Raw genomic sequence first — 21,373 nt, forward strand, 5'->3', positions numbered from 1 at the left:
TTTGACGATGGCAACTGGCAGCAACGTCCCGGCGACGATCCCGGCGCTCGGCGGCGAGGCGAGCCTCAACCGCTATCTCTCCGAAATCCGCAAGTTTCCGATCCTCGCGCCCGAGCAGGAATATATGCTCGCCAAGCGGTTTCAGGAACATGGCGATCCGGAGGCGGCGGCGCAGCTCGTCACCTCGCACCTGCGTCTCGTCGCCAAGATCGCGATGGGTTATCGCGGCTATGGCCTCCCCGTCAGCGAACTGATTTCCGAAGGGAATATCGGGCTGATGCAGGGCGTGAAGAAATTCGAACCCGATCGCGGCTTCCGCCTCGCCACCTATGCGATGTGGTGGATCCGCGCCTCGATACAGGAATTCATCCTGCGATCGTGGAGCCTCGTAAAGATGGGCACCACCGCCGCGCAGAAGAAGCTGTTCTTCAACCTGCGCCGGATGAAGTCCAAGCTGGACGCGTTCGAGGACGGCGATCTCAGCCCCGAACATCTCGCCAAGATCGCGACCGATCTCGGCGTGACCGAGGACGAGGTGACGTCGATGAACCGTCGCATGGCGATGGGCGGCGACACGTCGCTCAACGTCCCCATGCGCGAGGATGGCGAGAGCCAGTGGCAGGACTGGCTGGCCGATGACGGCCCCTTGCAGGACTCGGTCGTCGCCGAGGCGCAGGAGGCCGATGTCCGTCACGGCATGCTGGTCGAGGCGATGGACGACCTCAACGACCGCGAAAAGCACATCCTGACCGAACGCCGCCTGACCGACGATCCCAAGACGCTGGAAGAACTGAGCCAGGTATACGGCGTCAGCCGCGAACGCGTCCGCCAGATCGAGGTCCGCGCCTTCGAAAAACTGCAAAAGGCGATGATGCGCCTCGCCGGCGACCGCCGGATGCTGGCAGCAGTCTGACGCGACGGGGGGGGCGGGATGAGAGCCACCGTTCCCCCGCAATTCGTCATCCCGGCGTAGGCCGGGATCCATAACCCATGCCGTCAACGGCTCCTGCCGCAACGCCAACGCCATGGCCCGACCGCCCCAAACAACGCCCCTGCGAAAACTGGGCCACCAAACGCCCCCCCCTCCCCCGCCAAGCGCAAGATCACCCCGCACCGGCATAACGCCCCCTTCGACAACAGAAGACGGGCCATCCTCTTGCCCAAACCCGCCACACCATCGTAGCGAGCCACTATGGCCGCCCGCACCACCCAACGCTCCCGCCCCAAACCCGCCACAGCCCCCCGCGGCGTGGGCCGGCGCATCATCGGCTGGGCGATCAAGGCGCTGCTTGGCTTCATCCTGCTGTCCGTGCTGTGGGTGCTACTGCTACGCTTCGTCCCGCCGCCGATCACGCTGACCATGCTCGGTGACGTGCCGACCGGACACGGCGTCACCAAATCATGGCGCAGCCTGTCAAGCATCGACCCCGACATGCCCCGCGCGGTGATCGCCGCCGAAGACAGTCGCTTCTGCGGTCATAACGGGTTCGATTATGCCGCCATCGCCAACGCCGCCCGCCGCAACGCGCAGGGCGGCCGCATCCGTGGTGGTTCGACGATCAGTCAGCAGACTGCCAAGAACGTGTTCCTCTGGCAGGGCGGCGGCTATTTCCGCAAGGCCATGGAAGCCTATTTCACCGTGCTGATCGAGGCGCTGTGGGGCAAGCGGCGGATCATGGAAGTCTATCTCAACGTCGCCGAGACCGGGATCGGCACCTACGGCATCGAGGCCGGCGCACAGCGTTACTTCAAGCACGGCGCAGCGAAACTCTCCGGTCGCGAAGCCGCGCAGATCGCCGCCGTCCTGCCCCTGCCCAAAAAGCGCGCCGGCATCGCGCCGACCGGTTTCACCGGCCGCTACGCCCGCACGATCGAACGCCGCATCGGTATCGTTCGCCGCGAACGGCTGGACCGGTGTCTGAACTGAATCAAGTCGTTAGGGTTGTCGCCCCGGAATTGCTCCGGGGCCCGCTCCTTGTAACGGAGAATAGAAGCGGGACCACGGATCAAGTCCGGGGTGACGAAGACAACACAGCTGATTACTTCGTCGCCCGCTCGACCGCGTCGCCTGCCTTGTCCGCCGCCGACCCGACGCTCTTGGCCGCGCCAGCGACGGCATCGGTCCGAACATTGTCGTTGTTGGCATTGTTCAGTAGGAAATAGGCACCGACGATCACCGCGATCAGCACGGCAAGGCCGATCAACAGCCCGCCGCCCGATCCACGCCGTTCGATGATCGTCGTGTGCGGCGCACCGTTGGTGGTGGTTTCGATACGATCGGGTTGCATGGTCATCCTCCCTACAAATTCGATCGCTCGAAAACCACCGGACTAACCGCTTGTTCCAGCAGCGTTCCGATCGATCAGAACGGCAGCTTGAACCCCGGCGGCAGCGGCAGGCCGCTGGTCAGCTTCGACATTTCGGTCGAGCTTGCCGCATCCGCCTTTGCCCGCGCATCGTTGAACGCGGCGACGATCAGGTCCTCGAGCATCTGCTTTTCCGACGCCTGCAACAGCGACTCGTCGATATCGACGCCCAATATGCGCCCCTTGGCCGATGCCCGGACCTTGACCAGTCCGCCGCCCGATTGTCCGTCGACCTCGATCGTGTCGAGGTTCGCCTGTGCCTTGGTCAGTTCGCTCTGCACGTTCTGCGCCATAGCCATGATGTCATCGAGATTCTTCATCGCGCGATACTCCCGTCGCTGCGTTGCCAATGATCGAGGGTGGCGTCCGGAAACGCCGCCAGTGCCGCCTGTACCAACGGCGAATGCAAAACCTGTTCGCGCTCCGATTCCGCCTTGGCCGTTTCCTGCTCGCGCAGGGTGGGCGCACCCGCCCCCTTGCCGATCAGAACGCGCCAATGGCTGCCGGTGATCCCTTTCAGCGCGACTTCGACATCGCGGGGGAAATCGGCGGGCAGCGGTCGCGATCCGCTCAGTTCGATCAGGTTCGGCTCCAGCCGGATCATCCGCGCGCAATTGCGAAACTGCGCCTCCAGCGAGTGGCGGCCATGTTTCGACAACAGGTTCGCGACCTGCTCCATCGTCTCGGGCACCGGATCGACCGCGACTTCGGCCGCAGCCGGTGCGGAGGGAGCCGCCGCAGGCGTCATCGCCGGCACCTGCCCTGCCGCCAACTGCTTGGCCAGCGTCCCCGGATCGGGCAGCGACGACGCGTGCACGATGCGCAGCAACGCCATCTCGCACGCCTCGATCGGCAGGGCCGCGCGCGAAACCTCCTCATGACCCTTGAGCAACAACTGCCACAACCGGTGCAGCATCGGAAACGACAGCGCGCTCCACGCATCGAACGCGGCACGTTCCTCGGCCGACTGACCCGGCCCACGGTCCCCGCCGACCTTGACGATCGTCACCGCATGGACGGTTTCCAGCAAGGTCCGCAGCACCGACGCCGGATCGACGCCCAGATCATATTGCGCCCGCAATGCCTTGAGCGCCCCCACCGCATCGGCCTTTAGCAACAGGTCGAACAACGCCCGGATCGCTCCGCGATCGGACAGGCCCAGCATCTGCCGCACCGCATCGGCACGCACGCCCTCGCCCTCCAGCCCGCCATGGGCTATCGCCTGATCGAGGATCGACAGCCCGTCGCGCGCCGACCCTTCCGCCGCGCGCGCGATCAGTTGCAGCGCCTCCGGCTCGGCCTCGACGCCCTCCGCCTCGACGACCCTGGCAAAATGTCCGGCCAGCAGATCGGCCGGAATCCGCCGCAGGTCGAACCGCTGGCAACGCGACAGCACCGTCACCGGCACCTTGTGGACCTCGGTCGTCGCCAGCAGGAATTTGACGTGTGCGGGCGGCTCTTCCAGCGTTTTTAGCAGCGCGTTGAACGCCGGCGTCGACATCATATGCACTTCGTCGATGATGTAGATCTTGAAGCGCGCCGACACCGCCGAATAGCGCACCGCCTCGGTCATCTCGCGCACGCTGTCGACGCCGTTGTTCGACGCGGCGTCGATCTCGATGACGTCGATATGCCGCCCCTCGGCGATCGCCCGGCACGGTTCGCACACCCCGCACGGATCGATGGTCGGTCCGCCCTGCCCGTCCGGCCCGATACAGTTCAGCGCCTTGGCGATCAGCCGCGCGGTCGACGTCTTGCCGACCCCGCGCACCCCGGTCAGCAGGAACGCATGGGCAAGGCGACCGCGCTTGATGGCATTGCCCAGCGTCGTGACCATCGCATCCTGCCCGATCAGCTGGCTGAACGTCTGCGGCCGATATTTGCGCGCGAGCACGCGATACGGCTGGCTGACAAGCGGCTGTTCGGGGATGTCGAGGGCGAGGAAGGAGTCGGACATTACGGCTGTCTTAGCGGGTGGTGGCGGCGGTGTCGCCTGTCATACCGGTAGCACTCACAGAGTGACGCGTACTGGTCAGATAACGTCGTCGCGCTTCTGCATCGGTCGTAGTCGACCAATTTTTCGAGCCTGACGATGCGGAAGTCGAAGTTCAAAATACCGGAGTTGCGCTTTTGCTTCCGTGTCTCCTGCTCTCGCAGCCCGCCGAAGCCAAGTTCGGTATCCGTTCAGATCGCCTCGGTTGAAGTAACTGACCGCGAGATTCTGCGCTGCGCGCGTGTCACCCTTGACGTAAGCGCGGCGATAAAGGCCGACTGCGCTGAAGGCGTCGGCTGCGGTACCCATGCCTTCGAAACTAGCGTAATATGAAAACCAATCGGCCAATTCGATCATGGCCCCCGGGTAACCGCGTAGCGCCAAATGCCACATGATCGGCATCCACAACCCACGATGACCTTCATAGCGGATCGCTAAGGCGCGAAGGTAAAGCCGGTCCAATGGTGTGTCGTCTGTGACATACTCCATAGCCTGACTTCTTTCCCACCCAATTCGAAGGGCACAAACCCTCTAAGCCGCCAAAGCCTCCAACGCCTCGTTCGCCTCCATCCACTTCATCTCGGCCACCTCGATCTCCGTATCGAGGCTCGCGCGGCGCTTCATCAACTGCGCCATGGTCAGCTTCGCCAGCGCCGGGGTAGCCTTCCCCGCCATCGCCGCGTCCAGCGCGTCGCGCTGCTCGGTCAACCGCGCCAGATCGCGTTCGATCGCCTGCGCATCCTTCTTGAGCGCCTGCGCCTTTTCGCGCGCTTCGGCGGCGGCCTTGCGGTCGTCCTTCTTGTTGGCCTTCTTCGCCTTTTCCTTCGCCGAATTGCCGAGGATCAGCGCGATGTAATCGTCGATCGTCCCGTCGAATTCCTTCGCGGTCCCTTCATCGACCAGCACCAGCCGGTCGGCGGTCGCCTCCAGCATATGCCGGTCGTGGCTGACCAGCAGCACGCAGCCGGTATAGGCGTTGAGCGCCTGCACCAGCGCCTCGCGCGCATCGACGTCGAGGTGGTTGGTCGGTTCGTCGAGGATCAGCATGTGCGGCGCATCGCGGGTAATCAGCGCCAGTGCCAGCCGCGCGCGCTCGCCGCCCGACAGCTTGCCGACCAGCGTGATCGCCTTGTCGCCCGAAAAGCCGAACCGCCCGAGTTGCGCCCGCACCGCGGCAGGCGAAGCACCCTTCATCTGGCGCGTCATGTGTTCCAGCGGCGTGTCGTCGGTGCTCAGTTCCTCGACCTGATACTGGGTGAAGTAGCCGACCTTCATCTTGCCGGCGGCGTTCATGTCGCCGTCCATCGGGGCCAGCTGCGCCGCCAGCAGCCGCGCCAGCGTCGTCTTACCGTTGCCGTTGCGCCCGAGCAGCGCGATCCGGTCCTCGGGGTCGATCCGCAAATTCAACCGCTTGAGGATCGGCGTGTCGCTATAGCCGACGCTCGCCATGTCGAGCGTGATCAGCGGTGGGCGCAGTTCGTCGGGGGCCGGAAAATCGAAGGTCAGCGACGGATCTTCGGCCACCGCCGCGATCGGCTTCATCTTCGCCAGGATCTTCATCCGCGACTGCGCCTGCTTCGCGGTGGAAGCACGGGCGGAATTCTTTGCCACATATTCCTGGAGCTTGGCGCGCTGCGTCGCTTGGTTCGCACGGGCCGATTCGATCTGGGCCAACCGTTCGGCACGCTGCTTCTCGAACGCGTCATAGCCGCCCGGATACAGCGTGATCTTGCCCTGATGCAGGTGCAGGATATGGTCGACGACATTGTTCAGGAAATCGCGTTCGTGGCTGACGACGACGATCGTCGCCCGATATCCTTTCAGGAAATCCTCCAGCCACATCACCGCTTCGAGGTCGAGGTGGTTCGACGGCTCGTCGAGCAGCAGCACGTCGGGCTGGCTGAACAACAACGCCGCAAGCGCGACGCGCATCCGCCAGCCGCCTGAATAACTTTCCAGCGCCCGGCCCTGCATTTCTTCGTCGAAGCCGAGGCCGACCAGAATGCGCGCCGCCCGCGCGGGTGCGCCATAGGCGTCGATCGCCAGCAACCGTTCGTGGATATCGCCCAGCCGATCGGGATCGGTCACCGTCTCGGCATCGTGCATCAACCGTGCGCGCTCGACATCAGCCTCCAGCACGGTTTCGAACGGCGTCGCCTGTCCGGCGGGCGCTTCCTGCGCAACATAGCCGAGCCGGCTCCCGCGCGGCATTTCGGCGGTGCCGTTGTCGGGTTCCAGCTGCCCGGCGATCACGCGCACCAGCGTCGATTTGCCGGCACCGTTGCGACCGATCAGCCCGACGCGGCTACCCGGCGGCAGCGCCGCGCTGGCATTGTCGAGGATCGTCCGCCCGCCAAGGCGCACCGTGATACCGTTCAGATTGAGCATGGCGCGGCGCGTAGCATTTTTTGCCGCGTTTGCGAAGAGCGGCGCGAAACGGCTTTCCTACACAGCTATCTCGCGGCAGGCTCGGCGTTTGTTGAGTGCCCAACACCTACCCCACCCGTCACCCCGGGCTTGCCCCGGGGCCCCGCTTCTTCTCATGGCTGGCCATAAAAGCGGGACCCCGGATCAAGTCCGGGGTAACGGCACACGAAACGCAAGTTGCAACCCACTCGCAACAACCACACCGAAAACCCCGCAAGTGTGACCTTCGTGACCTTTGCCGCTAACTCCCTGCGAACATTGCCCGCAATTCGTCCTTCATGATCTTCCCATTGGCATTGCGTGGCAGCACCGTGTCGGAGAACCGCACAGCGACCGGCACCTTGAACGCCGCCAGCCGGGCACGGACGAACGCCCGTAACTCCTCCTCGCCCGCCACACAGCCCGGACATAGATGGACGACCGCGACCGGCACTTCGCCCAGCACCCGGTCGGGCATCCCGACGAGCGCCGCATCGGTCACCGCCGGGTGCGCGTACAACACGTCCTCGACCTCGATCGAATAGATGTTCTCGCCGCCGCGAATGATGATGTCCTTGGCGCGGTCGACGATGAAGCAGAACCCTTCCTCGTCCAGCCGCGCCAGATCGCCGGTCCGGACCCATCCGTCGACGAACGTCTCCGCCGTCGCCTCAGGGCAGTTCCAGTAGCCCTTCACGATCATCGGACCGCGTGCCCACAGTTCGCCGACCTCGCCCACCGGCAATTCGCCGCTGCCGTCGGAGCCCATGATCTTCAGATCGGCGACCGGCACCGGCGGGCCGCAGCTGGTCGGCCGGTTCAGATAATCCTCGGCGCTGTGCTGCGTGACCGTCGCCATCGTCTCGGTCATGCCCCAGCCATTGCCGGGCATCGCCCCGAACACCTCGTAGATCCGCCGCACCAGATCGGGCGCGGACGGCGCACCGCCATATTGGATGATCTCCAGCGACGAAAGGTCATATTGCGCGCGGTCGGGATGTTCCAGCAACTGCCATGCGATCGTCGGCACGCCGCCGGTCATCTGCACCCGCTCCCGCTCGATCAACGCCAGCGCCTGCGCGGGGTCCCATTTGCGCATCAGCACCAGCGTCGTTCCGCTCGCCATTGCCCCCATCAGCGACGCACTGCACGCCGTCACGTGGAAGAACGGGATGACCAGCAACCCGACCTTGGGTTGTGGCACCGCCGGCGGCACCTCGCCCCGGCGCAACTGCGCCCGCGCGGCGATATAGGCGCTCGAAAAGACATTGGTGACGAGGTTGCGGTGCGTGCCCAGCGCGCCCTTGGGCTTGCCGGTCGTCCCGCTGGTGTAGAAGATCGTCGCGTCATCATCGGGCGCGATCGCCACCTCGGGCAAAGCGACCTCGGGCAACGACGCATAGTCCGCGCAACTGCCGATCACCTCCTCCAGCGCCCGCGCCGGTGCCGAGAGCGGCGTCCGCGCCCGCGCCACGATCACCGTTTCCAGCGTCGGCAGCGCCGCATAGTCGCCATCCATCCGGTCGTGCCGCTGCCGATCGACGATCAGCATCTTGGCCCCCGAATCGCGTACGCCGAACGCGAGTTCCTGCGGCGTCCACCATGCGTTCAGCGGCACACAGATCGCGCCGATCGCCACGATCGCAAAGAAGGCGACCGGCCATTCGGGCATGTTGCGCATCGCCAGCGCGACCCGGTCGCCCTTGCCGATCCCGCTGTCCTGCAAATGCCTAGCGAGCGTTGCGATGGCGCGAAACTGCGCATCGAACGTGACGCGCTCATCCTCGTGGATCGTCGCCAGACGCTCGCCATGACTGCGTGAAAACGCGACCAGTTGCGCAAGGGTTGCCGGTGCGTTCTTCCAGACCCGCGTCGGCACGCCCCGGATCGTTTCGGTCGCCATTTCGAACGGTGCGCCGGGGGCGGTCAGCGCCGCCTGTACCTGCGCCATCGATAGGCGCGGCCAATCCGCCCCGATGGAAATCGTCGCTTCGCCTGCCTGCAAGACACCGCTCCCGTTCGCCGACCCTAGAATATCGGGTTTGCCCGATCGGTCGCTTTCATACAGGTTGTTATTGATTACTGTTCCGGCAAAGGCAATAGAATGCGCCGAACGCTCGCCGGTTTAGAAATACCGGTATGGCAGAAGCTGGAGAAGGGCCGAACATGTCCGTACACACCGAACGTCATGGCGACATCCTGGTGGCGATGTCCGACAACCCGCCGGTCAACGCGTTGTCGGCCTCGGTTCGGCTGGGGCTGAAGGCGGCGATCGAAGAAGCGGCGGCCGACGACTCGATCCGCGCGATCGTCATCGCCTGCGCCGGAAAGACCTTCTTCGCCGGGGCCGACATCACCGAATTCACCAAGCCGCCGGTCGAACCGCTGCTACCGCAGCTGGTCGACATGATCGAAGCGTCGGACAAGCCGGTCGTCGCCGCGATCCACGGCACGGCGCTCGGTGGCGGCTGCGAGGTCGCGATCGGCAGCCATTACCGCATCGCCGTCCCCAGCGCGAAGCTCGGCACGCCCGAGGTGAAGCTCGGCCTGCTCCCCGGCGCGGGCGGCACGCAGCGCCTGCCCCGCCTCGCCGGCGTCGCGGTCGCCCTCGAACTGGTGGCGAAGGGCGATCCGATCCCGGCCAGCAAGGCGAAAGACGCCGGCATCATCGACCGCCTCGCCACCGAAGGCAATCTGCTGGAGGAAGCCATCGCCTTCGCCCGCGAGGTCGCCGACCTCCGCCCCCTGCCCCGCACATCCAAAAAGTCGGCCTCGCCCGACCCGCAAGCCGTCGCCGCTTTCGAAAAGGCGAACGCCCGCCGCTTCCGCGGCTACGAAGCCCCCGCCGCCAACATCGCCTGCGTGGTCAAGGCCAGCGAAACCCCCTTTGCCGAGGGGATCGAGTTCGAGCGGCAGCAATTCATGAAGCTGATGTTCTCCGTCCAGTCAGCCGCACAGCGGCACATCTTCTTCGCCGAGCGCAAGGCATCGAAGATCGACGGCATCGCCGACGACATCGCGCTGCGCCCGATCCAGCGCGTCGGCGTGATCGGCGCGGGGACGATGGGCGGCGGCATTGCCATGAACTTCCTGTCGGCGGGCGTGCCCGTAACCATCGTCGAGATGCAGCAGGACGCGCTCGACCGCGGCGTCGGCATCATCCGCAAGAATTACGAGGCGACCGCCGCCAAGGGCCGGATGAAGCCCGAACAGGTCGAGCAGGCAATGGGCCTGCTGACCCCCACGCTGTCGATGGACGACCTTGCCGAAGTCGATCTGGTGATCGAGGCGGTGTATGAGGAAATGTCGGTCAAGCAGGACATTTTCGGCAAGCTCGACGCCATTTGTAAACCCGGCGCGATCCTCGCGTCGAACACCAGCTATCTCGACGTCAACGTCATCGCCGCTGCGACCAAGCGGCCGCAGGACGTGCTCGGCCTGCACTTTTTCTCGCCCGCCAACATCATGAAGCTGCTGGAAATCGTGCGCGGTGACGCGACCGCCGACGATGTGCTGGCGACCGCGATGGCGCTGTCGAAAAAGATTCGCAAGGTCGCGGTGGTCGCCGGCGTCTGCCACGGCTTCATCGGCAACCGCATGCTCGAACCGCGTCAGGTCGAGGCGATGAAGCTGCTGATGGAGGGCGCAACCCCCGAACAGGTCGACCGCGTCCATGTCGAATTCGGCATGCCAATGGGTCCGTTCCAAATGGCCGACCTGGCGGGCGTCGATATCGGTTGGCACCGCGATCCCAGCCGGATCGAGAATATCCGCGATGCGCTCGCCGCCGAGGGTCGCTGGGGTCAGAAAAAGGGCGCGGGCTTCTACGACTACGACGACAAGCGGCAGGCATCGAACAGTGCCCGCGTCGCCGAGATCATCGACGATTTCCGTACCAAGACCAACACCCCGCAACGCGAGATCACCGATCAGGAGATCGTTGAGCGGACCCTCTATCCGATCGTCAACGAAGGTGCGAAGATCATGTCGGAAGGCAAGGCGCAGCGCGCCTCCGATATCGATGTCGTCTGGATCTATGGCTATGGCTGGCCGCCCTATCGCGGCGGGCCGATGTTCTGGGCCGATATCGAAGGCGCGAAGAAGATCGTCGCGGGCCTCGAAAAGCACGGCTTCGACGTCGCGCCGCTGCTGCGCGAAAAGGCGGAGACCGGCGGGCGGTTCAACAAGTGACCGACCTCGCCGCGTTCCGGGCTGATACCCGCGCATGGCTGGAGGCGAATTGCCCGCCATCGATGCGTGAACCGGTCCGTTCCGACAAGGACGTGACATGGGGCGGTCGCAATCCGACCTATGCCAATCCCGATCAGAAGCTGTGGCTGGACCGGATGGCAGCGCGCGGCTGGACGGTGCCCGACTGGCCGACCGCCTATGGCGGCGGTGGCCTGTCGCCGGCGAAAGCGAAGATATTGCGCGAAGAAATGGCGGCAATAGGCGCACGCAATCCGCTCTATTCGTTCGGTATTTCGATGCTTGGCCCCGCGCTGCTGAAATACGGGACTGAGGAACAGAAGCGGGCGCATCTGCCGAAGATCGCGTGTGGGGGAATCCGTTGGTGTCAGGGCTATAGCGAACCCGGTGCCGGTTCCGACCTCGCCGGGCTGCAAACCAGCGCAGTTGCCGACGGCGACGACTTCATCGTCAACGGGCAGAAGGTGTGGACCAGCTATGCCGACAAGGCCGACTGGATCTTCTGCCTCGTCCGCACCGACCGTTCGACCAAGCAGGGCGGGATCAGTTTCCTGCTGTTCGACATGGCATCGCCCGGCATCACCACCCGTCCGATCAAGCTGATTTCGGGCAACTCGCCCTTCTGCGAAACCTTTTTCGACGATGTCCGCGTGCCGAAGGCCAATCTGGTCGGCGACCTGAACAAGGGCTGGGACGTGGCCAAATATCTGCTCGGCCATGAGCGGGAGATGATTTCGGGGATGGGCGGCGCCGGCAACGGCCCATTGATTGCGAAGGCGATCGAGACAATCGGCACCGACGATGCCGGCCGTTTGGCCGACCCGATGCTGCGATCCGCCATCGCGACCTTCGACGTCCGCGCTCGCGCCTTTACCGCGATGTCGGAACGCTTTCGCGACGAACTGAAGGCCGGTCGCGCGCATCCCGCGCAGCCGAGCATGATGAAATATGTCGGGACCGAGTTGAACAAGACCCGCCACGAACTGCTGATGGCATCGGGCGGATCGGACGCGCTCGAATGGGAAAGCGCCGACAGCGATCATGGTGCGGCGGCGCGCGCATGGCTGCGGACCAAGGCGAACTCGATCGAGGGCGGCACGTCCGAAATCCAGCTCAACATCATCGCGCGCCGCATCCTCGACCTGCCGCTGCAATAACTGTCAGGAACACCATCCATGCCCCTGTTTCTGAACGACGATCAGACGATGTTGGCCGACACCGCGCGCGAGTTTCTGGGTGAAGCCGCACCGGTCGCGCAGTTGCGGGCGCTGCGCGACGCCGACGACCCGACCGGCTTCGATCGCGGGCTGTGGGCAAAGTTTGCCGAGATGGGCTTTACCGGCATGATGGTGCCCGAAAGCGCGGGCGGCCTCGGCCTCGGCCATGTCGAGGCCGGGATCGTGCTCGAAGAGATCGGTCGCAACCTGTCGCCCTCACCCTTCCTCACCACGTCGGTCGCCGCCGTTGCCGCGTTGTCGGGGACGACCGCCGGCGAACGCTGGCTGCCGCGCATCGCCGCGGGCGAAACCGTTGCCGCGCTGGCGATCGACGAACGCGCGAAGCACGGCGATGCCGTCGCGATGCACGCCGAGCGATCGGGCAATGGCTTTCGTTTGTCGGGCACCAAGCAGTTCGTCGCCCACGGCCATGTCGCCGACGTGATCCTCGTCATCGCCCGCACCGCCGGCGGTGATCGCGATGCAGACGGACTGACGCTGTTCGCCCTCCCCGCCGATACTCCCGGCCTGTCCGCCGATCCACGCCGCCTGACCGACAGCAGCATCGTGGCCCGGCTGACCTTCGACCATGTCGAGGTCGATGGCGACGCGGTAATCGGCAGCGTCGATGATGGTCGCAGCGCACTCGACCGCCTGCTCACCGCCGCGCGCACCGGGGCGGCGGCGGAATCGCTCGGCGTCGGCGAAGGTGCGGCGACACGCACGCTCGATTACCTCCGCCAGCGCAAACAGTTCGGCCAGACCATCGGCAGTTTTCAGGCGCTGCAACACCGCGCCGCGCACCTCTATTCCGAACTGGAGATCGCCCGCGCCGCCGTGCTGAAGGCGCAGCAACTCCTCGACGAAGGGGCGGCGGACGCCGACACCGCCGTTTCGGTCGCAAAGGCGATGGCCGGCATGGCGTCGACGCTGGCGGTGCAGGAAGCGGTGCAGATGCATGGCGGCATCGGCATGACAGACGATGCCGATATCGGCTTCTTCATGAAGCGCGCCCGCGTCCTGAGCGAGATGTTCGGCGATATCGGCTATCACAGCGACCGCATCGCCCGGATCGGAGGATATTGATGGAGCCGACGCCCGCCGATCTGGTCGCGGGACTGGTCGCGCTGCTCGATATCGAAGAGATCGATACCGACCTGTATCGTGGGAGCCGCAATCCGGGCGGCGTCGGCCGGGTGTTCGGTGGACAGGTGATCGGGCAGGCCTTGCAAGCGGCGCAACGCTCGATCGGCGGGACGAAGATCGCGCATTCGCTCCATGCCTATTTCCTGCGGCCGGGCGATGAGGAGCATCCAATCCTCTACCGTGTCGTCCGCGACTTCGCCGGACGCAGCTTCGCCAATGCCCGCGTGATCGCGATGCAGCGCGGACAGGCGATCCTGAACATGGCGGCGTCATTCCAACTGCCCGAGGACGGCATGACGCATCAGGACGCGATGCCCGACGTTCCCCCGCCCGAGGCGTTACGCTCCGATCGCGAACTGCGGCTGGCGATGCAGGACCATATCCCCGACAAGTTCCACCGCCTGTTCCTGCGCGCCCGCCCGATCGAGATCCGCCCGGTCGAGGCCGATCACCTGACCGACGCAACGCCGCGCGCACCGATCCAGCATGGCTGGTTCCGTGCGGTCGCGCCGCTCGGCGACGACGCAACGCTTCACCGCGCGATCCTTGCCTATGCCAGCGACATGATGCTGCTCGGCACCTGTATGTTGCCGCACGGCATTCACTGGATGATGGATCGGGTCCAGACCGCCAGCCTCGACCACGCCCTATGGCTGCACGAACCGTTCCGTGCCGACGACTGGCTACTATACGCCACCGACAGCCCATGGGCGGGCCATGCCCGCGGCTTCAACCGTGGCCGCATCTTTGCCCGCGACGGGCGACTGGTGGCGAGCGTGGCGCAGGAAGGGCTGGTTCGGGTGCGGGGATAGGCGTCGTCCACCTTCCCCGGCATTCCCGTGCGAAGGCGGGGGTATCGTTGGCCCCGAAACCCTCACCCCGGCTCGTGCAACGGACACCCGTTGAACCGCTCGCGATACTGCGCCGAATGGTCATAGACCGGCTTGCGCACCCGGTTCACCCCACCCAGCGGTTGGTGTGCGGCCAGCCCGGTCCATACGCTGAACCGTAGCCCCTCATCGACCTCGGAAACCTTGTACGCCGACCAGCTATCCTGCGGCTCGCAGCGCAACGTCGCGACGGTCAGATACGGGCTGACATCCTCCGGCCATGGCGTCGCCGCATCCTCGATCGGCTGCGTTTCGGGATCGCGCAGCAACTGCACCCGCACTTCCCATTGGCCGCGCACCTTTGCTGCCGACGCCTGCAACTCTTCGCGGATCGCATTCGGACGCCCGCTGGTATCGACCACGACGTCGGTCAGCGCGGTCAGATCGGGCGACACCGGCACCACCTGATATTTGGCGACATAGGAACCGTGGCGGAACGGCGTGGCGGAGTAATAGGTCTCACCCAGCGGATGGACGTTCTTCGATCCGCCCATCGTCTTCAACAACGTGCTCTCGGTCCCGACTGCCTCCAACGCCGCCTCGGCCCCGCGCAAGACATAGGACAGCGCCTTCTTCGCCCATTCCGCCTTGTCGGTGGTCTTGGCGAGCAGCTTCAGGTTGCTGGCGAACTTCGCGGGTGTCGGCGCGGCAAAGGCGGGCGCGTTGACCATCACGAAATCCTGCGTCCGCCCGCCGGCTCCGGCCAGACGTTCGCCCTCGACCTCCATCACCTTCCACGCCAGCCCGCGCGGTAAGCCGATGGCGTCGTCGAGGATATCACCGGGATTAGTCGAAAACCGCATCCACACCGGATAGACGCCGGGCTTCGCGAAGAGCCCCTGGGCCAGTTCGGGCGGCAGATCGTCATGCACGCTCAGTTCGGCCTTCAGGATGCCATGCGACTTGGCATGGACCGCGCGCACCGCTTTGCCGTAATCCGCCGAGGTTGTCGTCAGGATCGTGTCGAACGCCTGCTCCATGTCGGCGACCGTCTCCGCTTCGTCCGATTGGCGTTCTTCGAGTGCGGCGGTGTAGCGCACCGGCGGTTTCAGCAGGTCGGTCATGTGCAGGAACTCCTCGTCTTCGCATCGACAAGCGCGGGCGAGGCTATTCGTTCCGGGGACTTACACGGCGGTACGCCCATAGTCCTGCCGCGTGAACGGGTGGCTCGACGACAGTCCGCCATCGACCGCCCATGCCTGTCCGTTGACATAGCTGGCCTCGGGCGACGCGAGGAACAGGACGACGTTGGCGACCTCCTCGGCCTCGCCGCCGCGCCGCAGCGGGTTCAGCCGACCGATCCGCCCTTCCTTTCCCGACTGGCGGGCATGGTCATAGACCATTGCCGTCATGCCCGTCTCGATCAGGCCCGGACATACCGCGTTCACCCGCACGCCCGATCCCGACAATTGCTGCGCGGCGGTCTGGACCAGATTGATGACGCCCGCCTTCGACGCCGAATAGGCCGCGCCACCCGCGCCCGATCGCAGCCCGGCGACGCTGGCGGTACACACGATCGCCCCGCCGCCCGCTGCCGCCATCACCGGTGCCGCGTGTCGGATCGCGAGGAACGGCCCGATCAGGTTGACCCGCAATATTTCCGCCCAATCGTCGGCGGATTGTTCGAACAGACTGGCCAGCCCGCCCGAAATGCCGGCATTGGCATGGACGATATCGATCCCGCCGAAGCGTTCGACCGCCAACGCGACCGCACCGGCGACGTCCTCGTCCGCGCCTGCGTCCATCGTACAGGCCACCACCCGACCGCCCGCCGCTTCGATCAACGCCGTCGTTCCGGCATCGGTCCGGTCGCCACAGACCACCCCCGCACCTTCGCGGGCAAAGGCCAGCGCACAGGCCCGTCCGATCCCCGATCCGGCCCCGGTGACCAGCACCGACTTGCCCGCAAACCGCATCATGCCCCCGCCTGTTGCGCAAACCGCCATGCCGCCGCCGCCAGTTCGGGTACCCGTTCGGCCATGCGCGCCGCCTGCGCGCTCGACGCATTGCCGTCGCGCACCCGCTGCTTGATCCCCTGCACGATCCCGGTCAGGCGAAAGAGGTTATAGGCGAAATACCAGTCGAGCCCCGGCACCCCGTCCCGCCCGGTCGCCGCGCAATAGCGCGCCACGACCTCCTCCATCGTCGGAATGCCGCTGTCGCCGCCGCTCAATCCCGCGATACCCGACCGGCCATCGGGCGGCGTCATCCAGTTCATCAGCAGATAGGTGAAATCGGCCAGCGGATCGCCCAGCGTCGAGAGTTCCCAGTCGAGCACCGCCGCGACGCGCGCGCCGTCTTCGGCAAAGATCAGATTGTCGATCCGGTAGTCGCCATGGACGATCGCCACCCGTTCCTGCGCCGGCACCGTGCGCGGCAGCCAGTCGATCAGCCGCTCGACATCCGCCAGATCGTCGGTCTGGCTCGCGCGATATTGCCGGGTCCAGCGCGCCACCTGCCGCTCGAAATAATTGCCCGGCTTGCCGTAATTGCCAAGGCCGACCGCCGCCGGATCGATCGCGTGCAGCGCGGCCAGCGCATCGACCATCGCCTCGTACTGCGCGCGGCGTTCGTCGGGCGACAGGTCGGGCATCGCGCCGTTCCAGATCGTCCGCCCCGCGACCCGCTCCATCAGATAGAAGGGCGCGCCGATCACGCCTGCATCCTCGCACAGCGCCAATGGCCGCGGCACCGGATAGCCGGCCGGATGCAGCGCCGCAATCAACCGATATTCACGCTCGACCGCATGGGCGCTGGGCAACAACACCCCGAACGGCTTGCGCCGCAGCACATAGGACCCGGCGGGCAGGTCGACGCGATAGGTCGGATTGCTTTGCCCGCCCGGATAGCGCGTCACCGCGACCGGCCCGTCCCCGACCGTCGCCGCCAGCCACGGCGTCAACCGGTCGAGATCGAGGTCGACGTCACCGCCCACCGGACACCCTCGCGAACTCGGCGCGGGCGATCGCGCGGTTGTGGACCTCGTCCGGCCCGTCGGCAAAGCGCAGCGTCCGCACCCCGGCCCATGCCGCCGCCAGCGGAAAGTCCTCCGACACGCCGCCGCCACCATGCGCCTGGATCGCATCGTCGAGGATCGCCAGCGCCATGGTCGGCGCCTGCACCTTGATCATCGCGATCTCGCCCTGTGCCGCCTTGTTCCCGGCGCGATCCATCATGTCGGCGGCCTTCAGGCACAGCAGCCGCGTCATCTCGATATCGATCCGCGCCCGCGCGACCCGCTGTTCCCAGATCGAATGATCGGCGATCCTCTTGCCGAACGCGACGCGCGATTGCAGCCGCTTCGCCATCGCCTCCAGCGCCATCTCCGCAACGCCAATGGTGCGCATGCAGTGATGGATACGCCCCGGCCCAAGCCGGCCCTGCGCGATCTCGAACCCGCGTCCCTCGCCCAGCAACAGGTTGCTCGCCGGTACCCGCACCTGGTCCAGCACCACCTCGCCATGCCCATGCGGGGCATGGTCATAGCCATAGACCGGCAGCATCCGCTCGATCCGCACGCCGGGGGCATCCATCGGCACCAGGATCATGCTCTGCTGCTGGTGGCGCGGCGCGTCCGGGTCGGTCTTGCCCATCACGATCGCGACCTTGCAACGCGGATCGCCCGTGCCCGACGACCACCATTTGCGCCCGTCGATCACATAGTCGTCGCCATCACGGACGATCCGCGTTTCGATATTGGTCGCATCCGACGACGCCACTGCCGGTTCGGTCATCAGGAACGCCGACCGGATCGTGCCCTCCATCAACGGTCGCAGCCATGCCTCCTTCTGCTCGCGCGTGCCGTAGCGATGCAGCACCTCCATATTGCCGGTGTCGGGAGCCGAACAGTTGAACACTTCGCTCGCCCAGTGCCACCGCCCCATCGCCTCGGCACACAGCGCATATTCGAGGTTGGACAATTGCGTACCCTCGAACGCGAAACCCTCATCGACCATCGGCGCGCCCGAATGCGGCGGCATGAAGAGGTTCCACAGCCCCGCCGCCCGCGCCCGTTCCTTCAGCGGTTCCAGCATCGCCACCGGTGCCCAGCGATCGCCGCTCGCCACTTCCGTGTGATAGTCATGGTCGGCAGGGGCGACATGCTCGGCCAGAAACACGGTCACACGGTCGCGCCAACGGGTTTCGCGCTCGCTTAGCGAAAAGTCCAACATCCGTCTCCCGCTGCAACCTGCTTTGATCGATCTAGGCCATACCGCATATTCGGTAAAGCGCCGATGACGTCGCGTACCACAGCGAAAAATAGGCTTGGGCTCCACACCCGTTCTGCTAGGGTCGCGTCCATGACGACGACGAACGGGGCCACCAAACGCTACCGCGCCAAACGCGACGCCATCCTTGCGGCGGCGGCGGAGGCGATCAACGAAGCCAGTGCGAAGGGCATGACCTTTGCCGACGTCGCCCGGCGCGTCGGGCTCAACACCACCAGCGTCACCTATTATTTCAAGCGCAAGGAAGACCTCGCCGCCGCCGCCTTCGACCATACGCTCGACTGGCTACAGGCGACGCTCGACGAAGCGCTCCGCGAACCCACCCCGCGGGCCCGCGTCGCGAAGTTTTTGAGCGTCCACTTCAACCGGCAGCGCCGGATCGAGGCGGGCGAGGAACGCCCCGTTGCGATGCTGTCGGACCTGCGCGCGATGGAGGACCCGTTCAAGGCACGCCTTCTGTCCGGCTGGCGCGACGTGTTTCGCAAGACGCGGACCCTGTGGGGCGACCCGGCCGACCGCACCGCCAAGGATATCTTCAGCGCCCGCGCCCATGTCCTGCTCGAAAACTGTTTCTGGCTGACCGTCTGGCTCGATCGCTACGAACCCGATCAATATGACCGGGTCGAGGCGCGATTGATGGACGTGTTCCTGCACGGCATGGCAGGCCCCGGCCAGCGTTGGGCACCGCGACCGCTCGCCCCCGAACAGGCCGATGCCGAACCGGCGCGCGACGCCTTTTTGCGCGCGGCCACCCGGCTCATCAACGAACTCGGCTATCGCGGTGCATCGGTCCAGCGGATCGCGTCGGAGCTTAACGTGACCAAGGGGTCGTTCTACCACCATCTCGATGCCAAGGATGATCTGGTCATCGCCTGCTATCGCCGCAGCTTCGACACGATCAGCGCGGCCCAACGTGCCGCCGATCACGCCGGCGGCAGCCATTGGCAGCGCTTGTCGAGCACGCTTGCGCTGCTGGTCGACGCACAGTTCACGGACCAGGGGCCGTTGTTGCGCACCACCGCCCTATCCGGACTCCCGCTGACCGTACGACAGGCGATGGTCGACCGCTCCAACCGCATTGCCCGCCGCTTCGCCGGCACGATCAGCGACGGCATCGCCGAAGGCTCGCTGCGCGCGGTCGACCCGCTGATCGCGGCGCAGGCGCTGATGGCATTGCAGAACGCCGCGTTCGACATGCGTAATTGGGCAGCGACGATGCCGCGCGAACGGGCGGTGGGTTTTTATGCGTCGACGGTGATGACCGGGTTGTTTGACGATCCGGTGGTGTAACCTACCGCCCCAACGCCCGTACCAGCCGGATGCCGAGATGGTCGATACCCGGATTGCGTTCCGAGAAGAATTGGCGGTGGCTGAAATGCTCCCACACCGCTTCAACCGCCCAGCGGCGATCGAGGCGAACACCGATCGACGCATTGGGATTGAACAATATCTGCGACCCGAACGACGTCCGCCGCCTGTAAATATCGTATCGACGTTGCGCCTCACCGGCTGACAATCCGGGAGCGAATGGATCGGGGGTAACGTCATAGCCGTCGATCAGCGTCAGCCCGATCCCGACCTGGCCATATAGCCGGCGCTTCAGGACATGCTGTCGCCATTCGGCACCGCCGCTGAAAAAGCTCGTTCGCCCTGCCGTGCTGATCTGCGCCTTTGCGGTCAGGCGCGGCTTGAGCAGGATGCGCAGCGGCGCACTGCGATAGGTCAACTGCACGTCGACGGTGCCATTCTCCTCGAACCCCTCATAAATTTGCCCATCAGGCAGTTCGGGAAGGTCGAAGATCAGCTTGCCGCCGAGCGGATGGAAGTTCGCTCCATGGCGGAACACGCCGACCGCAAGCTCGGGCGCATCGCGTTGCGGCGGCGGCGCCGGTCGGTCCTGTGCCGAAGCCGTTGTCGAGACAAGCGACATCGCCGCGCTAAACACGTACCGATTTAACCGGTTCATAGGCCACCTGTTGCAGAACGGCGTTCGTTACGCCCTCAAAACCATGTATGATGGCAATATCTTTTCGTCAAACAGAAAGAATTGTATGTCGGACGTAATGTTATTGCCACTGCGTCAGGCAAAGCTATGCCGCGTTTTCGGTGTCGTTTTTCTGTTGGCGGCAATGGTCATGCCTTTCGTCATCGTGACAGCCGGCCTGACCCCAGGTGCCAATCCCTATTGCGGTGGCGGCAAGGGCTGCGTGTGGAAAGCACAGCCCAGTCTCTTGCTGGACGAGGAGACACGGCTGCAAGTCGCGGCCACCGCTACCACGCAGCGGCGCTTCGAATCCTATGCCGCGCGACCCGACATACGGATTGGCCTGGCGTTGGTGGATGCTGTTGATTCGGTGCCGTTTGGAATGATGATGTTCAGCGTAGGGCTGGCGCTGCGGCGGCTCGGCGGCCCGGTTCAGGACGCGCTGCTACAGGCGCTGCGCTGGCTGCGCCGGGCATCGGCGGCGGCGATCCTGTGGTCGCTGGCGCAACCGTTGTACGAAACGCTGCTGACGATATTGCTGTCCCCCGGCACGCCCGCCTGGCCGATGGTTACACCGTCGATCTATCTCGCGAGCATCGCCACCGGGTTGCTATTGGCACTGGCAGCCTATGCCACCATCTGGGCGCTGGAGGCGACGCTGCGGGCGCAGCGCGACCTTGCCGAGTTCGTCTGATGCCAGTGATCGTCCATCTCGACGTGATGCTCGCACGACGCAAGGTTCGCTCGAAACAGCTGGCCGAAGCGATCGGCATCACTGAATCCAACCTCTCGCTCCTGAAATCGGGCAAGGTGAAGGGGATGCGGTTCGCCACGCTTGCCGCGATCTGCCGCTATCTCGAATGCGAACCGGGCGACATCCTCGGCTACGAGTTATCCGACGACGATCTGCGCCCCGACAAGCTGCGGGAATAA

Annotated in this window: 20 protein-coding genes; 9 read left to right on the top strand and 11 right to left on the bottom strand. The window is 65.3% G+C overall.

Going from position 1 to position 21,373, the window contains the following annotated elements:
• The first annotated feature begins 7 nt into the window (after positions 1 to 7).
• The gene (gene rpoH, locus ASE70_RS13885; RefSeq protein WP_055994898.1) at positions 8 to 913 is read left to right on the top strand and encodes an RNA polymerase sigma factor RpoH; all 906 of its coding nucleotides are present in this window, start codon (positions 8 to 10) and stop codon (positions 911 to 913) included.
• 279 nt (positions 914 to 1,192) lie between these two features.
• A complete protein-coding gene (mtgA, locus tag ASE70_RS13890; RefSeq protein ID WP_082451044.1) occupies positions 1,193 to 1,927 on the top strand; it encodes a monofunctional biosynthetic peptidoglycan transglycosylase in 735 nt (244 codons plus the stop codon).
• A 112-nt stretch (positions 1,928 to 2,039) separates the two neighbouring features.
• On the opposite strand, the gene ASE70_RS13895 is transcribed toward mtgA, so the two are convergent.
• The 6 genes from ASE70_RS13895 to ASE70_RS13915 form a co-directional block, all read right to left on the bottom strand.
• A complete protein-coding gene (locus ASE70_RS13895; protein ID WP_056401435.1) occupies positions 2,040 to 2,288 on the bottom strand; it encodes a lipase chaperone in 249 nt (82 codons plus the stop codon).
• Between the two features lie 74 nt (positions 2,289 to 2,362).
• On the bottom strand, positions 2,363 to 2,686 hold the full coding sequence (locus ASE70_RS13900) for a YbaB/EbfC family nucleoid-associated protein (protein ID WP_055994907.1): 324 nt from the start codon (positions 2,684 to 2,686) through the stop codon (positions 2,363 to 2,365).
• Positions 2,683 to 4,323: a DNA polymerase III subunit gamma/tau gene (locus ASE70_RS13905; RefSeq protein ID WP_056505978.1), complete on the bottom strand. Its 1,641-nt coding sequence runs from the start codon at positions 4,321 to 4,323 to the stop codon at positions 2,683 to 2,685. Before ASE70_RS13905 ends, ASE70_RS13900 begins: the two co-directional genes overlap by 4 nt.
• Positions 4,324 to 4,398: 75 nt before the next feature.
• Positions 4,399 to 4,848 (bottom strand): hypothetical protein, encoded by a 450-nt coding sequence (locus ASE70_RS19975; RefSeq protein ID WP_156356272.1) that lies wholly within the window; start codon positions 4,846 to 4,848, stop codon positions 4,399 to 4,401.
• A gap of 42 nt (positions 4,849 to 4,890) precedes the next feature.
• Positions 4,891 to 6,747 carry an ABC-F family ATP-binding cassette domain-containing protein gene (locus tag ASE70_RS13910; protein WP_056505982.1) on the bottom strand — a complete coding sequence of 619 codons (1,857 nt, stop codon included), beginning with the start codon at positions 6,745 to 6,747 and terminating at the stop codon, positions 4,891 to 4,893.
• Between the two features lie 280 nt (positions 6,748 to 7,027).
• On the bottom strand, positions 7,028 to 8,716 hold the full coding sequence (locus ASE70_RS13915) for a class I adenylate-forming enzyme family protein (RefSeq protein WP_056505985.1): 1,689 nt from the start codon (positions 8,714 to 8,716) through the stop codon (positions 7,028 to 7,030).
• A gap of 215 nt (positions 8,717 to 8,931) precedes the next feature.
• Between ASE70_RS13915 and ASE70_RS13920 the strand changes: the two genes are divergently transcribed.
• From ASE70_RS13920 to ASE70_RS13935, 4 genes are read left to right on the top strand one after another with little or no spacing between them, the layout of a single operon-like run.
• On the top strand, positions 8,932 to 10,956 hold the full coding sequence (locus ASE70_RS13920; RefSeq protein ID WP_156356274.1) for a 3-hydroxyacyl-CoA dehydrogenase NAD-binding domain-containing protein: 2,025 nt from the start codon (positions 8,932 to 8,934) through the stop codon (positions 10,954 to 10,956).
• Positions 10,953 to 12,131 carry an acyl-CoA dehydrogenase family protein gene (locus ASE70_RS13925; RefSeq protein WP_056505991.1) on the top strand — a complete coding sequence of 393 codons (1,179 nt, stop codon included), beginning with the start codon at positions 10,953 to 10,955 and terminating at the stop codon, positions 12,129 to 12,131. Before ASE70_RS13920 ends, ASE70_RS13925 begins: the two co-directional genes overlap by 4 nt.
• Before the next feature lie 18 nt (positions 12,132 to 12,149).
• Positions 12,150 to 13,277 carry an acyl-CoA dehydrogenase family protein gene (locus tag ASE70_RS13930; protein ID WP_056505998.1) on the top strand — a complete coding sequence of 376 codons (1,128 nt, stop codon included), beginning with the start codon at positions 12,150 to 12,152 and terminating at the stop codon, positions 13,275 to 13,277.
• On the top strand, positions 13,277 to 14,149 hold the full coding sequence (locus tag ASE70_RS13935) for an acyl-CoA thioesterase (RefSeq protein ID WP_200909545.1): 873 nt from the start codon (positions 13,277 to 13,279) through the stop codon (positions 14,147 to 14,149). The genes ASE70_RS13930 and ASE70_RS13935 overlap by 1 nt, the downstream gene beginning before the upstream one ends.
• Positions 14,150 to 14,211: 62 nt before the next feature.
• Here ASE70_RS13935 and ASE70_RS13940 read toward each other — a convergent pair whose 3' ends face one another.
• From ASE70_RS13940 to ASE70_RS13955, 4 genes are read right to left on the bottom strand one after another with little or no spacing between them, the layout of a single operon-like run.
• Positions 14,212 to 15,291: a catalase family protein gene (locus ASE70_RS13940; protein WP_056506002.1), complete on the bottom strand. Its 1,080-nt coding sequence runs from the start codon at positions 15,289 to 15,291 to the stop codon at positions 14,212 to 14,214.
• Positions 15,292 to 15,351: 60 nt separating this feature from the next.
• Entirely contained in the window at positions 15,352 to 16,146 is a 795-nt protein-coding gene (locus tag ASE70_RS13945; protein ID WP_056506006.1) for an SDR family NAD(P)-dependent oxidoreductase, read from the bottom strand.
• A complete protein-coding gene (locus ASE70_RS13950) occupies positions 16,143 to 17,162 on the bottom strand; it encodes a phosphotransferase family protein (RefSeq protein ID WP_056506008.1) in 1,020 nt (339 codons plus the stop codon). Before ASE70_RS13950 ends, ASE70_RS13945 begins: the two co-directional genes overlap by 4 nt.
• Complete coding sequence (locus ASE70_RS13955; protein ID WP_056506801.1) at positions 17,152 to 18,396, bottom strand: acyl-CoA dehydrogenase family protein; 1,245 nt, start codon at positions 18,394 to 18,396, stop codon at positions 17,152 to 17,154. The genes ASE70_RS13950 and ASE70_RS13955 overlap by 11 nt, the downstream gene beginning before the upstream one ends.
• A 132-nt stretch (positions 18,397 to 18,528) precedes the next feature.
• On the opposite strand from ASE70_RS13955, the gene ASE70_RS13960 reads away from it, so the two are divergent.
• A complete protein-coding gene (locus ASE70_RS13960) occupies positions 18,529 to 19,746 on the top strand; it encodes a TetR/AcrR family transcriptional regulator (RefSeq protein ID WP_056506011.1) in 1,218 nt (405 codons plus the stop codon).
• Between the two features lies 1 nt (position 19,747).
• Here ASE70_RS13960 and ASE70_RS13965 read toward each other — a convergent pair whose 3' ends face one another.
• The gene (locus ASE70_RS13965) at positions 19,748 to 20,386 is read right to left on the bottom strand and encodes an acyloxyacyl hydrolase (RefSeq protein ID WP_156356276.1); all 639 of its coding nucleotides are present in this window, start codon (positions 20,384 to 20,386) and stop codon (positions 19,748 to 19,750) included.
• 46 nt (positions 20,387 to 20,432) lie between these two features.
• Here ASE70_RS13965 and ASE70_RS13970 point away from each other — a divergent pair, with 46 nt between their 5' ends.
• Both ASE70_RS13970 and ASE70_RS13975 read left to right on the top strand, forming a co-directional pair.
• Positions 20,433 to 21,134, top strand: coding sequence for a hypothetical protein (locus ASE70_RS13970; RefSeq protein ID WP_235519948.1), 702 nt, complete (start codon positions 20,433 to 20,435; stop codon positions 21,132 to 21,134).
• On the top strand, positions 21,134 to 21,373 hold the full coding sequence (locus ASE70_RS13975; RefSeq protein WP_056506020.1) for a helix-turn-helix domain-containing protein: 240 nt from the start codon (positions 21,134 to 21,136) through the stop codon (positions 21,371 to 21,373). Before ASE70_RS13970 ends, ASE70_RS13975 begins: the two co-directional genes overlap by 1 nt.

The sequence above is a fragment of the Sphingomonas sp. Leaf22 genome (assembly GCF_001421715.1).
GTDB lineage: Bacteria > Pseudomonadota > Alphaproteobacteria > Sphingomonadales > Sphingomonadaceae > Sphingomonas.

What these genes read in the sequence shown, in the direction of transcription:
- ASE70_RS13940 (WP_056506002.1), bottom strand. Translation starts at nt 15,291, where the DNA reads ATGACCGACCTGCTGAAACCGCCGGTGCGCTACACCGCCGCACTCGAA.
- mtgA (WP_082451044.1), top strand. Translation starts at nt 1,193, where the DNA reads ATGGCCGCCCGCACCACCCAACGCTCCCGCCCCAAACCCGCCACAGCC.
- ASE70_RS13910 (WP_056505982.1), bottom strand. Translation starts at nt 6,747, where the DNA reads ATGCTCAATCTGAACGGTATCACGGTGCGCCTTGGCGGGCGGACGATC.
- ASE70_RS13905 (WP_056505978.1), bottom strand. Translation starts at nt 4,323, where the DNA reads ATGTCCGACTCCTTCCTCGCCCTCGACATCCCCGAACAGCCGCTTGTC.
- ASE70_RS13975 (WP_056506020.1), top strand. Translation starts at nt 21,134, where the DNA reads ATGCCAGTGATCGTCCATCTCGACGTGATGCTCGCACGACGCAAGGTT.
- ASE70_RS13930 (WP_056505998.1), top strand. Translation starts at nt 12,150, where the DNA reads ATGCCCCTGTTTCTGAACGACGATCAGACGATGTTGGCCGACACCGCG.
- ASE70_RS13945 (WP_056506006.1), bottom strand. Translation starts at nt 16,146, where the DNA reads ATGATGCGGTTTGCGGGCAAGTCGGTGCTGGTCACCGGGGCCGGATCG.
- ASE70_RS19975 (WP_156356272.1), bottom strand. Translation starts at nt 4,848, where the DNA reads ATGGAGTATGTCACAGACGACACACCATTGGACCGGCTTTACCTTCGC.
- ASE70_RS13965 (WP_156356276.1), bottom strand. Translation starts at nt 20,386, where the DNA reads ATGTCGCTTGTCTCGACAACGGCTTCGGCACAGGACCGACCGGCGCCG.
- ASE70_RS13920 (WP_156356274.1), top strand. Translation starts at nt 8,932, where the DNA reads ATGTCCGTACACACCGAACGTCATGGCGACATCCTGGTGGCGATGTCC.
- ASE70_RS13915 (WP_056505985.1), bottom strand. Translation starts at nt 8,716, where the DNA reads ATGGCGCAGGTACAGGCGGCGCTGACCGCCCCCGGCGCACCGTTCGAA.
- ASE70_RS13895 (WP_056401435.1), bottom strand. Translation starts at nt 2,288, where the DNA reads ATGCAACCCGATCGTATCGAAACCACCACCAACGGTGCGCCGCACACG.
- ASE70_RS13900 (WP_055994907.1), bottom strand. Translation starts at nt 2,686, where the DNA reads ATGAAGAATCTCGATGACATCATGGCTATGGCGCAGAACGTGCAGAGC.
- ASE70_RS13960 (WP_056506011.1), top strand. Translation starts at nt 18,529, where the DNA reads ATGACGACGACGAACGGGGCCACCAAACGCTACCGCGCCAAACGCGAC.
- ASE70_RS13935 (WP_200909545.1), top strand. Translation starts at nt 13,277, where the DNA reads ATGGAGCCGACGCCCGCCGATCTGGTCGCGGGACTGGTCGCGCTGCTC.
- rpoH (WP_055994898.1), top strand. Translation starts at nt 8, where the DNA reads ATGGCAACTGGCAGCAACGTCCCGGCGACGATCCCGGCGCTCGGCGGC.